The organism is Tsukamurella soli (assembly GCF_039541155.1).
GTDB lineage: Bacteria > Actinomycetota > Actinomycetes > Mycobacteriales > Mycobacteriaceae > Tsukamurella > Tsukamurella soli.
This window is the reverse complement of record NZ_BAABFR010000119.1, coordinates 1-13,906: the sequence shown is the minus strand read 5'-3', so window position 1 is coordinate 13,906 and position 13,906 is coordinate 1. Positions and strand designations below refer to the sequence as shown.

Annotated in this window: 2 protein-coding genes; both read left to right on the top strand. The window is 75.2% G+C overall.

Going from position 1 to position 13,906, the window contains the following annotated elements; all coding sequences use genetic code 11:
* Positions 1–4,555: 4,555 nt before the first annotated feature.
* Positions 4,556–10,105 carry an SDR family NAD(P)-dependent oxidoreductase gene (locus ABD908_RS23670; RefSeq protein WP_345000660.1) on the top strand — a complete coding sequence of 1,850 codons (5,550 nt, stop codon included), beginning with the start codon at positions 4,556–4,558 and terminating at the stop codon, positions 10,103–10,105.
* Positions 10,105–13,906 (top strand): type I polyketide synthase (locus ABD908_RS23665; RefSeq protein WP_345000658.1); only part of this gene is annotated, 3,802 nt, incomplete at its 3' end. The genes ABD908_RS23670 and ABD908_RS23665, both read left to right, overlap by 1 nt.

The following is a 13,906-nucleotide window of genomic DNA, read 5'->3' as shown; positions in this document are numbered from 1 at the left end:
GAGTTGGGACTAGTGGTTGTCTTCCTAAGACCGCTTGGCCTCCGACTTGTCGGGCTGGGCTGTCGCCTGCCCGGCGGAATCGCCGGGCCGGAGGGCTTCTGGCGCTTCCTGACCGGGGGCGGCGACGCCGTCGGCGAGGTCCCGCCGCACCGCTGGGCGCCGTGGGAGGACGGCGACCCCGAGGTCGCGGCGACGCTGGCTCGCACCACGCGCTCGGGCGCGTTCCTCGACGAGATCGAGTCGTTCGACGCCGAATTCTTCGACATCTCGGTGCGCGAGGCGGCGCGGATGGACCCGCAGCAGCGGCTGCTGCTCGAGGTGGCCTGGGAGGCCCTCGAATACGCAGGTATCCCCGCCGCCGCCCTGCGCCGCTCGCGCACGGGCGTGTTCGTGGGGGCGTGCGTCAGCGAGTACGGCTTCCTGTCGGCGGCGGACCTGCCCGGCATCGATGCGTGGAGCAACACCGGTGGGGCCCTGAGCATCATCGCCAACCGGCTGTCGTACCTGCTGGATCTGCGCGGGCCGTCGCTCACGGTGGACACCGCATGCTCCTCGTCGCTCGTCGCCGTGCACCTCGCGATCCGCAGCCTGCGTTCGGGCGAGTCGGACGTCGCCCTCGCCGGCGGCGTCAACCTGCTGCTCTCGCCCGCGGTGTTCCACGGCCTCGACGAGTCGGGCTCCCTCTCGCCGACGGGCGCCTGCCGCGCCTTCGACGCCGGCGCCGACGGCTTCGTCCGCGGCGAGGGCTGCGGCGTGGTCGTCCTCAAGCGGCTCGCCGACGCCGTGCGCGACGGTGACCCCGTCGTCGCCGTGCTCCGCGGCTCCGCGGTCAACCAGGACGGACGCTCGAACGGCATGATGGCGCCCAACCCCGGCGCCCAGATGGCGGTGCTGCGGGCCGCCTACGACGATGCCGGGGTCGCGCCCCGCGACGTCGACTACGTGGAGGCGCACGGCACCGGCACGGCGCTCGGCGACCCGATCGAGGCCCGCGCGCTCGGCACCGTGCTCGGGCGCGGCCGCGCGGCCGACGCCCCGCTGCTGGTGGGGTCGGTCAAGTCGAACATCGGCCACCTCGAGGGTGCCGCCGGGATCGCCGGTCTGTTGAAGGCGATCCTCGCGGTGCAGCGCGGCTCCGTCCCCGGCACACTGCACTACCGGGATCCCAACCCGCACATCCCGTTCGGGCAGCTGCGGTTGCGCGTCGCCGACACGGACTCCGCGTGGCCCGCGGGCGCCCGGCCGCGGCGGGCAGGGGTGTCGTCCTTCGGCTTCGGCGGCACCAATGCGCACGTCGTCGTCGAGCAGGCGCCGTCCCCCGCAGGGTCGGAATCGATCGCGCCCCAAGAGCACCCGGACCGGCCGGCGACGCTCATCGTCTCCGGACGCACGCCGGGCCGCGTCGCACGGTACGCCGCCGTGCTCGCCGACTGGCTCGACGGCGACGGTGCCGCGGAGTCCCTCCCCGCGATCGCGGCGACGCTCTCCCGCCACCGCGCGGTGCATCCGGTGTTCGGCGCGGTGACCGCCCGCGACCATGCGTCCGCCGTCGACGGTCTCCGGGCCCTAGCGCGCGGCGAGGCCACCGACACCGTCGTCGTCCCGCCCGCGGACGGGGCGCGCGACACGCCCCGCGGCACGGTCTTCGTGTATTCGGGGCAGGGGGCGCAGTGGGTCGGCATGGGCCGCCGCCTGCTGGCGGACGAGCCCGTGTTCGCCGCCGCCGTCGACGCGCTGGAGCCCCTCTTCGCGGTGCACGCGGGATTCTCGCTCCGTGCCGCGCTCACCGGCCGCGAGCCGCTCGAGGGTGACCGCCGCGTACAACCCGCGCTGCTCGGAATCCAGCTGGCGCTGACCGAGCTGTGGCGCGCGTACGGGGTGCGCCCGGATGCGGTGATCGGCCACTCGATGGGCGAGGTGGCCGCCGCGGTCGTGGCCGGCGCGCTGACCCCGGAGCAGGGGCTGCGGGTGATCTCGGTCCGGGCGCGCCTGATGGAGGATCCGTCGGGCCGGGGCGGGGTCGCGCTGATCGGCGCAGACGAGGGCACGACACGCGCACTCATCGCGGACCACCCGGGGGTCGAGCTGGCCGTCCACACGTCGCCCCGCCAGACCGCCGTCGCGGGGCCCGCGGCGGCCGTGGACGCCGTCGTCACGGCCGCCCGCGCGGCCAACCTCTTCGCCCGGCCCGTCGCGATGGAGGTCGCGTCGCACACCGCGCTGATGGCCCCGATCGCAGCCCGGCTGGCGGCGGAGCTCGCGGACCTCGCGCCCGCGGCACCGACCCTGCCGATGTACTCGACGGTGCGCGAGACCACTCGGCCCGTGGTCGATGCCGGCTACTGGGCGGCGAACCTGCGGGAGCCCGTGCGGCTGCGTCACGCCGTCGCCGCTGCGGCGGAGCACGGCACGTTCATCGAGGTGAGCCCCCATCCGACGCTGACACAGGCGATCGTCGACACCACCGCGCCGCTCGGCCCCCGCCACGTGGTGGGGACGCTCAGCCGGGACGCCGACGACACGGTCGTGTTCCACCGGAACCTGACCGCCGCCACGCCCGACCGGCCGCGCGAGCAGCCCGCCGCCGGCGGACCCGTGCCGACGGTGCCCACGACGCCGTGGGAGCGGACCCGGCACTGGCTGCCACAGCCCGCGCCTCGCCGCCTGTCCGGCGGGGAGGCCGCCGCCGGACAGCCGGCGCCTGCCGTCGACGGGGTCCCGGGGGACTGGCGCTACGAGATCGATTGGCGCCCCGTGCACGTCGAGGAGACGGACGGTGGACCCGCGGCGAGGCCGACGGGCTCGTGGGTCGTGTTCTCCGACGACCCGGAGCTCGGCCAGGCGCTCGGCGGCGTGACGCTACCGCCGGGCGCACTCGACCCGGACACACCCGAATCCAGCGCTCCCGCAGCCGATGTCGCGCGCCAGCTGGCGGCTGCCGACCATGTGCTGTTCGCCCCCGCGGCGGGTGCGGTGGGATCCGACGCCGAGACCGCCCATCTGCTGTTCCGCCGCGCGCGACTGCTCGCCGCCTCCATGGCCGCGGCGCCCGGTGCGCGGCTGCACCTGCTGACCCGCGGCGCGCAGCCGATCGCCGAGGGCGACCCGGCGCGGCCGGCGCACGCCGTACTGTGGGGGCTCGGGCGCACCCTCGCGCTCGAGCACCCGGAGTTCTGGGGCACCGTGGTCGACGCCGACGCCTCCGTGCCCGCGGCCGTGTGCGCGCGCTACGTGCTGGCCGCGGCGGCGGACACCCGACCCGATCGCGAGGATCAGGTCGTGTACCGCGCCGGACGGCGGTTGGTGCCGCGCCTGGTCCCCGCCGGCTACCCCGCATCCGCCCCCGCCGGTCCCGACGATGTGCTCGACGGGGGCGGTAGCCACCTCGTGGTCGGGGCGACCGGCAACCTCGGGCCCGCGCTGATCCGGCAGCTGGTGCGGCTGGGCGCACGGACGGTGGTGGCCGTGTCCCGCACGCCCGGGGACCGGTTGGCGCCGCTCGCAGCGGAACTCGCCGCGTACGGCGCCGCGCTGCACACGGTGGCCGCCGACGCCACCGACGAGGCACAGATGGCGCGCGTGTTCGCGCGGTTCGGCACGGACCTGCCGCCGCTCGCCGGCGTCCACCTCGCCGCATTCGGCGGCGGCCCGGTGACGCTGGCCGATATGACCGCTCGCGACGTGGCGGCGATGTTCGCGCCCAAGCTGGACGCCGCGCAGGTGCTCGACCGGCTGTCGGCGTCCCACGCGGTGCGCCACTTCGTGCTGTTCACGTCGATCTCCGGGCTGCTGGGCTCGCGGTGGCTGGGCCACTACGCGGCCACCACCACCTACCTCGACACGCTCGCGTTCGCGCGCCGCGCCGCGGGTCTGCCCGCGACGGCGATCGACTGGGGCCTGTGGAAGTCCCTGTCCGACGGGCAGAGTGAGCTCGAGCGGCAGACCACCTCGGGTTCCGGGCTGGTGCCCATGGACGACGGTGTCGCCATCGGCGGCCTCGCGACCGCGCTGCGCCCGGGCGCGCCCGTGCGGTCCGTCGTGGTGGCTGCGGACTGGCCGCGGATGGCCGCGGCGTATCGCACCCGCGCGGCCGTACGGATCCTCGACGTGCTCGCCGACGCCGGCGCCGGCGAGGACGGCGTCCACGTGTCGGAGACGACGCCGTTCCGCGCCGAGTTGGCCGCGGCCGCACCGGAGCGCAGGATCGGCATGCTGTCCGACCACCTCGCCGAGGTCGTCGCCACTGCCATGGGGCTCGAGTCGCCACAGCTCGTGGATCGGACGGAGGGCTTCTTCCAGGCGGGCATGGACTCGCTGACGATCGTCACCGCGGCGCGGTCCCTCGCGCTCAGCCTGGGCGAGGGCATCCCCACGTCGGTGGTGTTCGACTACCCGACCATCGCCGCGCTGACGGGTTACCTGGCCACCGTCCTACCCGAACTCGCCGACGTCCCGGATGCCGCAGCGTCGGACGCGCTGGACGACGAGTACGACGAACTGTCCGAAGACGAGTTGTTGCAACAGCTCTCGAATCGATTGAGCTGAGGAGGCGACCGTGACCGGATCCGCTGCACCCGACCGCCGCGCCATCATCACCGATGCCTTGCGCCGCATCGACGACCTCACCGCCCGGCTGAAGACGGCCGAGGAGGGCATCCTCGAGCCGATCGCCGTCGTCGGTATCGGCTGTCGCCTGCCGGGCGGGGTCTGGGGCCCCGACGACTACTGGCAGCTGCTCGAGGAGGGCCGCGACGGCGTCGTCCGCGTGCCCGGCGAGCGCTGGGATGCGGACGCGCTGTACTCGGCCGATCACACTGTGCCGGGCACGATCTGCAACCGCGAGGGCGGATTCCTCACCGGTTGGGACCCCGCCGAGTTCGACGCCGAGTTCTTCGGCATCTCGCCGCGCGAGGCCGCGGGGATGGACCCCCAGCAGCGCCTGCTGCTCGAGGTGGCGTGGGAGGCGATCGAGCACGCCGGCATCGTCCCCGCGACACTGCGCGGCACCCGCACCGGCGTGTACGTGGGGCTCACGACCAACGACTACTCGTTGACCTTCGCGGGCGACCTCGCGCCCGAGGAGATCGACCCCTACGTACCGTTCGGCAGCGCCCACAACTTCGCCGCCGGGCGACTCTCGTACTTCCTCGGCCTGAACGGGCCCGCGATCGTGCTCGACACCGCCTGCTCGTCCTCGCTGGCCGCGGTGCACCTCGCGTGTGAGGGCCTGCGACGGCGCCAGAGCGATGCGGCGCTGGTCGCAGGCGTGAACCTCGTGCTCAGCCCCGAGAACAGCATCGCCTGCTCGCGGTGGGGCATGCTGGCGCCCGACGGCCGGTGCAAGGCGTTCGACGCCGCCGCCGACGGGTATGTCCGCAGCGAGGGCGTCGGCGTCGTGGTGCTCAAGCGCCTGTCCGACGCCCAGCGCGACGGTGACCGCGTGCTCGCCGTCGTGCGCGGCACCGCGGTCAACCAGGACGGCGCGAGCAGCGGGCAGACGGTGCCCAACGGGCCCGCCCAGCAGGCGCTGCTGCGGCAGGCCCTCGCCGCGTCTCGCCTGGCACCGTCGGACATCGACTACATCGAGGCGCACGGTACCGGCACCGCGCTGGGCGATCCCATCGAGCTGGACACCCTGGACCGGGTGTTCGGCGACCGGGCGGGTTCGGCGCCGCTCGTGGTGGGCACCGTCAAGACCAACCTCGGCCACCTCGAATCCGCCGCCGGCATCGCCGGTTTCATCAAGACGGTGCTGTCGGTGCGGGCGGCGCGGATCCCGCGGCTGCTGCACTTCTCCGAGCTCACCCCCCACGCGTGCGACGGCGCCGCGCGGTTCGTGTTCCCCACCGACTCGCTGGCCTGGCCGAACCCCGCGCAGGAGCCTGCCCGGCCCCGCCGCGCGGGCGTCTCGTCGTTCGGCGTGAGCGGCACCAACGCCCACGTCGTGGTGGAGCAGGCCCCCGATTCCACGACTCCAGTCCCGGAACATGGTGCGCCGCAGTCCGTATCGCGGCTGTTGATCACGGGGAAGACCCCGGGGCGGGTCGCCGCGTCGGCGGCTGCGCTGGCCGACTGGCTCACCGGCGACGGGGCCGCCGTCCCGCTGCCCGACGTGGCACACGCGCTCGCCGACCAGCGTGCCCGGTTCCCGCGCTCCGCGTCGGTGATCGCGGCGGATCGCGAGCAGGCGGTGGCCGGGCTGCGCGCGGTGGCCGGCGGCTACCCGCTGCCCGGCGTGGTGCCCGTGCACGAGGGCGTGTGCCGACCCGGCATCGTGTTCACCTTCTCGGGGCAGGGTTCCCAGTGGGCGGGGATGGCGCGGCGGCTGCTGCGCGACGAACCGGCCTTCGCCGCTGCCGTCGATGAGATCGAGCCGGACTTCGTCGAGGTGGTGGGCTTCTCGCTGCGGGACGTGCTCGAGTCCGGCGTGGCGGTGGCGGGGATCGACCGGATCCAACCGGTGCTGGTGGGCCTGCAGCTCGCGCTCGTGGCCCTGTGGCGGGCATACGGCGCCGTGCCCGATGCCGTGATCGGGCATTCGATGGGCGAGGTAGCGGCTGCGGTGGTCGCGGGTGCGCTCTCGCGGCGCGACGGCCTGAAGGTGATCGCCACCCGATCCCGGCTCATGCGGGAGCACCTCGCCGGTCGTGGGGCCATGGCGCTGCTCGGGCTCCCCGCGGCGGAGGTCGCCGACCTGCTGCGGGCGGCCGGTCCCGCGTTCGACCAGGTGTCCGTGGCAGTGGTCGCCTCGCCGCGGCAGACCGCGGTCGCCGGGCCGCCCGACCAGATCGACGCCGTGATCGCCGCGGTCGCGGCGCGGGAGCTGCTGGCCCGCCGCGTCGAGGTGGACGTCGCCTCGCACCACGCCACCGTCGACCCCATCCTCGGGGCGCTGCGCGCGGAGTTGGCCGGGCTCACGCCGTCGGCGCCCACGATCCCGGTCTACTCGACGGTGCGTCCGGGCGAGACGGCCCCGGTGTTCGACGCCGACTACTGGGTGGACAACCTGCGTAAGCCGGTGCAGTTCGCGTCCGCCGTGGCGGCCGCGAGCGAGCGGTTCGGCACCTTCGTCGAGATCTCGCCGCACCCGATCCTCGCGTACGCCGTCGACGACACGCTCGCCGCCGCACACCACCACACGCTCGGCACGCTTGCCCGGGACACCCACGACGGCGTCACGTTCCACACCAACCTGGCTGCGGCGCAGGGCGCGTCGCCGTCGCTGCCCACCCCGCCCGTCCGCCGCCACGTCGCGCTGCCGACGATGGCCTGGCAGCGCGGCAGATACTGGATCACGCCCGCTCGGCCGAAGCCGCGCGGCGATTCCGCAGGTGCCCCGGCGGCAGTGCCCGACGGCGGGCCGCACGGCTGGTTCCTCGAGCTCGACCACCCTGTCCGCCCACTTGCTCCGGCCACCGGCACGCCCGCCGAGCGCTGGGTCGTCGTGGCCGACGGCGATCACGGCGCCGACCTGGCCGCCGCGCTCGGGGCGGGCGCCACGGCACTGACCCCGGCGGACCTCGCGGATCCCGCGCGGCCCACCTCGTTCGCGGCCGCAGAGCGCGTCCTGTTCGCCCCTGCCGCGACGCTCGAGACGTTCGATCCCGCTGCGGCGCAACGCCTGTTCGTCGTGCTCGGACGCCTCGCCGCGCTGCTGCGCGGATCCGGCGCGCGCCTGACCATCCTGACCCGCAACGCCCAGCCCGCCGCCGACGGCGACCGGGTGGACCCCGCACACGCCGGGCTCTGGGGCGCCGGCCGGACCCTCGCCCTCGAGCAGCCGGCGGAGTGGGGCGGGCTGATCGACGTCGACGCCGCCGTGCCCGCCCGGCTCGCCGCCCGCTGTGTGCTCGACGAGTCCACCGCCGCTGACGAGGAGGACCAGGTCGTCTACCGCGCGGGCGTGCGTCGGGTGCCGCGGCTGCGGCGCGCCTCGGCGCCGGCCGCGCTCACCGCGCTGGAGCCCGGGCACGCCTCGCTCGTGGTGGGTGGCACCGGCAACATCGGCCCGCATCTGATCCGGCAGCTCGCCCGCATGGGCGCAGGCACGATCGTCGTCGTGTCCCGGCGCGGCGGCCTGCCCGACGGGCTGGCTGAGGAGCTCGGCGCGACCGCCACGCTGGTGTCCGTGGCCGCCGACGCCGCCGACCCCGCCGCAATGGCCGCGGTATTCGACCGATTCGGTGTGGACCTGCCCCCGCTCGACGGCGTGTACGTGGCGTCCCTCGCCGGCGGCGCCGGCCAGATCGCGGACCTCACCGCCGACGAGATCGCGGGCATGTTCCGGCCGAAGGTCGACGCGGTCGCCGTGCTGCACGAGCTCACGCTGGCGACGCCCGCGCGCAGGTTCGTCCTGTTCTCATCAGTGACCGGCGTGCTGGGATCCCGCTGGCTCGGGCACTACACCGCGGCGAACGCGTACGTCGACGCCTTCGCGTACGCCCGCCGGGCCGCGGGGCTGCCCGCCACCGTCGTCGACTGGGGGCTGTTCGCGTCGTGGGCGCAGGCGCAGCCGGAGACCGCCGCCGCCGGCCTGGAGCCCATGCCGAACGACGCCGCGGTCCGGGTCCTGGCGCACGCCCTCGCGCCGGGCGCGCCCACCCGTAGCATCATCGCGGGCGCCGACTGGCCGCGCCTCGCGGAGGCGTACCGGATGCGCGGCACCCTGCGCGTGGTCGACGACCTCTTGGTGCAGGGCTCCCAAGGAGCATCGGAATCCGCTGCGGTAGTGGCGATCTCCGATCTCGATACGCCTCGGCCCGGCACCCTGCTGGGTACCGAGCGGCCCGACGGTGCCGGTGGCCGCGAGTGGCTCGCGCGCCTCGATCCGGCCGCGCGCCCGTACCCGGGCGCGCACCGCGTCCGCGGCGTCGAGGTGGTCCCGGTCTCTGTGCTGGTGGCCACGCTCCTCGCCGCTGCCGAGGCCGGCGGCTCCGCGGTCGCGGACGTTCGGCTCGAGTACCCGGTGGTGCTCGATCGGCCACGAGCGCTGCGAGTGTCGGTGTCGGCCGCGGGCGGGATCGTGCTCGCCACGAACGCCACCGGCGAGCCGGACGGCTGGGTGCGGCACGCGTCCGCCGCGTCGACGGCGAACGACTCGCGGGGCGATCACGACACCCACGACCGCGACGCGGTGGACCGCGCCGCAGTCGAGAGGTCCGATGTCGAAGGGGCCGACGCAGTACCCGCGTACGACGCGGCCGCGGCCGAGGGGCTTGCGCGGGCGTGGGGGGTCGAGGGTCGGCCCTACGCCTGGGAGGTCCGGTCGCACGACACCGGATCCGGGACACTCCGCGCCGAGGTGAGCGGCGGCGACGCGCGCGGCGACGGTCCCGTGCGGACCGCGCTGCTCGACGCGGCGGTGCATCTCGGTCGGCTCGCCGGCGCGGTCGAGCGGGGCCTGATGCTGCCGACGTCCGTCGCTGCGGTGCGCTGGCCGGCGGGCACAGTCCCGGCGGACGCCGTGATCGAGGTGCGCCGGCGGTCCGGCGGCGCCGACGAACTCGTCGTGGACCTCGCGGTGCGCGACGCTGCCGGCGAGCTGCTGGGCGAGGTCGCGGGCCTCCGGATGGCCGCCGTCGACCCCGACGCCCTGCCCACGTCCGAGCCGTCGCACGCCGCGGCCGACGCGGACGTCGACGCTCCGGACTGGGGCGCCATGGCGCGGCCGGCGATCGAGGCCGAGCTGGTGGCGCGGCTGCGCGTGATCCTGGCCCGGGAACTGGGGATGCCCCCGGACGCGGTGGACACCGAGCGTCCGTTCCCGGAACTCGGTCTCGACTCGATGATGGCGATGGCCGTGCTGCGGGATGCCAAGGGACTGGTCGGTTTCGACCTGTCCGCCACCATGCTGTGGGACCACCCCACCGTGGTGGCGCTCGCCGCCTTCCTCGCGGAGCGGCTCGCGCCGCAGGAGAGGACTGCCACCTCCAGCTGGCGGGCGGCGTCGGCGGCGGACGGCGCCGCCCGCGACGAGGAGTCCGGCGGTGACGTCCTCGGGTTGCTCGCGGGCGAGCCCGGTGGCGCGGATGCGGGTGCCGGCGTATTGGACGAGCTGTTCGAGAGCGTCGAGACGCTGTCGGCCGGCAGTGAGGGCGGTGTGTGATGGTGTCGACGTACAGCAGGGTCGCGGGGATGTCGGAGGCCCAGCGCGGCGCGCTGGGCGAGCGGTTCGACCAAGCCGCCCGGATCGCGACCGCGGAGCCGATCGCGGTGGTCGGCATCGGCTGCCGGTTCCCGGGCGGGGCTTCGGGCCCCGACGCGTACTGGTCGCTGCTCGAATCCGGCACCGACGCCGTGGTGGAGGTCCCCGGCGACCGCTGGGACGCCGACGCCTACTACGACGCCGACCCCGCGGCGCCGGGCCGGATGCCGTCGAAGTGGGGCGGATTCCTGGGCGACATCAGAGGTTTCGACGCCGAGTTCTTCGGGATCGCACCCCGTGAGGCCGAGCAGATGGACCCGCAGCAGCGCCTGCTGCTCGAAGTGGCGTGGGAGGCCCTGGAGAACGCGGGCCTCGCGCCCGACGACCTCGCGGGCGTGCGCGCCGCGGTCATGGCCGGCGTGTACTACAACGAGTACCAGACCCTTTCGGCCGCCGACCCCGACGCGATCGACGCCTACTCGGCGACCGGAAACGCGCACAGCGTCACCGTCGGCCGCGTCGCGTACCTGCTGGGCCTCCGCGGTCCCGCGGTCGCGATCGACACGGCGTGCTCGTCGTCGCTGGTGGCCGTGCACCTGGCGTGCCAGAGCCTGCGGCTGCGCGAGAGCGACCTGGCGCTGGCCGGCGGCGTCAACCTGATCCTGCGCCCGGAGACCCAACTGGCGCTGGGCAAGTGGGGGATGCTGTCGCCGCGCGGGCGGTGCAACGCGTTCGACGCCGGCGCCGACGGCTTCGTCCGCGGCGAGGGCGCCGGCGTCGTGGTGCTCAAGCGCCTCACCGATGCCGTGCGCGACGGTGACCGCGTGCTCGCGGTGGTCCGCGGCTCCGCCGTCAACCAGGATGGGCGGTCCAACGGCCTGACGGCGCCCAACGCGCCCGCGCAGCGCGAGGTCATCACCCGCGCCCTGGGTGACGTGCCGCCGTCCAGCGTCCACCTGGTCGAGACCCACGGCACCGGAACCGCTCTCGGCGACCCTATCGAATTCGACGCCCTGTCGGCCGTGTACGGCCGCGGCGACGCGCCCTGCGCGCTGGGTGCCGTGAAGTCCAACATGGGCCACCTCGAGGCCGCCGCGGGTATCGCCGGCTTCATCAAGGCGGTCCTCGCCGTCGAGCGCGGTGCGGTCCCGGCGAATCTGCACTTCTCCCGGTGGAACCCGGCGATCGACGCGACCGGCGGACGGCTGTTCGTGCCGACGGAGACCGCCGCATGGCCGGCCACCGACGGCCCGCGCCGGGCTGGGGTCTCGTCGTTCGGGCTCGGCGGGACCAACGTCCACATCGTCCTCGAGCAGGGCCCCACGGGCGCTCCCGCGGTGACCGAGCGGCCGGGCGCCGTGACCGTGCTGCCCGTCAGCGGCCGGTCCGGCGACCGCGTCGCGGCCCAGGCGGCGACGCTCGCCGACTGGATCGAGGGCCCGGGGCGGGCGGTGGCGCTGGCAGATGTGGCCTACTCCCTCGCGCGGACCGCGGGGCACGGGAACCGGCGCGCCGTCGTCGTCGCCCGTGACCACGACGGCGCCGTCGCCGGGCTCCGCGCGGTCGCCGTCGGCGAACCGGCACCGGGCGTCTCCGGGCTGGACACGCTGACGGGACCGGCGCGCGCCGCCGTTCGGCCCGCCGTCGTGTTCGTGTTCTCCGGGCAGGGTTCGCAGTGGGCGGGCATGGGCCGGCGGCTGCTGGCCGAGGAGCCGGCGTTCGCGGCCGCCATAGCCGAGATCGACCCCGAATTCAGAGCGCGCGCGGGATTCTCGCTGCGCGGCGTGCTGGAGGCGGGTGAGCCGGTGACCGGCATCGACCGCATCCAGCCGGTGCTGGTGGGCGTGCAGTTGGCCCTGGTCGCGCTGTGGCGTGCCCACGGCGTGACGCCCGACGCGGTGATCGGCCACTCGATGGGGGAGGTCGCGGCCGCGGTCACGGCCGGGGCCCTGTCGCTCGCTGACGGCCTCACGGTGATCACAACGCGCTCGCGGCTCATGCGCCGCGAGCTGTCCGGCCGGGGCGCGATGGCGCTGCTGGAACTCGATGCCGGCGCGGCAGACGCTGCCGTGGCCGACTTCCCGGACGTGTCGGTCGCCGTGATCGCCTCGCCGAGCCAGACCGTCGTGGCCGGCCCACCGGACCAGGTCGACGCGGTGATCGCCGCCGTCGCGTCGCGAAACCTGTTGGCGCGCAGGGTAGAAGTGGACGTCGCGTCGCATCACGCCACCGTCGACCCGATCCTGGCCGAGCTGCGCACAGCGCTGTCGGGGATCGCCCCCACGACGCCGTCGATTCCGCTGTTCTCGACGGTGCGACCGGGGGAGACGGCACCGGTGATGGACGCCGACTACTGGGTCGACAACCTGCGACAGCCGGTGCAGTTCACCGCCGCCGTCGCGGCGGCGGCCCAGCGGTTCGGCACCTTCATCGAGGCGTCGCCGCACCCGCTGCTCACCCACGGCCTTGCGGAGACGATCGCGGCCACGGGCTCGTCGTCGCCGTTTGCGAATGCCACCGTGCTGCCGACGCTGCTGCGCGGCGAGGACGAGACCGTCACGTTCCACACCCACCGGGCCGACCTGACGGCGGCTCCGCCGGCGCCCTCCGAGGGGCGGCTCGTGGATCTCCCTCCGCGTCCGTGGCGCCGGACGCAGTACTGGGCGCGCTCCGGCTCCGGGGCGGGCACACCGAGCGGGGCGCATCCGCTGCTCGGCGTGCACGTGGAGCTGCCCGGTGGCGGGCACGTGTGGCAGGCCGACGTCGGCACCGCGGGCCTGCCGTGGTTGGGCGACCATCGCGTGCACGGCCAGGCGATCCTGCCGGCCGCCGGTTTCGCCGAGATCGCACTCGCGGCCGCCGCCGACGCGGCAGGACCGGCGCGGGCCGGCGTCCCCACGCTGCGTGACCTCGAGGTCGAGCAGATGCTCCCGCTCGCGGCGGCCACCCACCTCGCGACCCGGCTCACCGACGACGCCGACGGCGCGCGCATCGAGATCCACTCGCGGTCCGCAGACGGCGTCTGGACCCGTCACGCCGTCGCACGCGTGGCCGGGGCGGACGATGCCACTCCCGGCGATGCCGACCTCGCGCGACCGGTCGCAGACGGCACCGTCGTCGCCCCGGCCGATTTCTACGCGGCGCTGCGCCGCACGGGCGCGCACCACGACCGGGCCTTCGCCGCCCTGACCCGCATCGTGCGCGGCGCGGGTGCAGCGGGGAATCCGGCCGCCGAGGCCGACGTGGTGCTGCCCGACGAGGCGTCGCCGAACCGCCGGTACCTGCTGCACCCGGTGCTGCTGGACGCCGCGCTGCAGACCCTCGCTGCGGCCATGCCGGCCGCGGCGCTCGGCGACAGCGGCGATACGACCTACCTCCCCGTGTCGATCGAGTCGATCCGGGTGCTGACGCCCGGCGCCCGGCGCGCGCACTGCCACGCCGTCCTACGCCCGGCGTCCGGCGAACAGGGCGACGCCGGCCGGGTCGGCGACCTCCTGGTCACCGACGCCGCCGGGGCGCCGATCGCCGAGGTCCGCGGGGTGTTCCTGCGCCGCGTGCAGCGTCGGACGGTGCCGCTGCCGCTGGGGCAGAAGCTACTGGGCACGGAATGGGTCGAGGCCCCGCTGGCGGCCCGGTCGTCCACCGGCGGTGCGGGTAGCTGGCTGGTGCTGGCGGACCGCGGAGCCGAGGCCGCCGCGGGCCGGTTCGCGGAGACCTTCGCGTCGCCCGAGCGCCGCGTCGTGACCGCCGGCCTCGCCGACG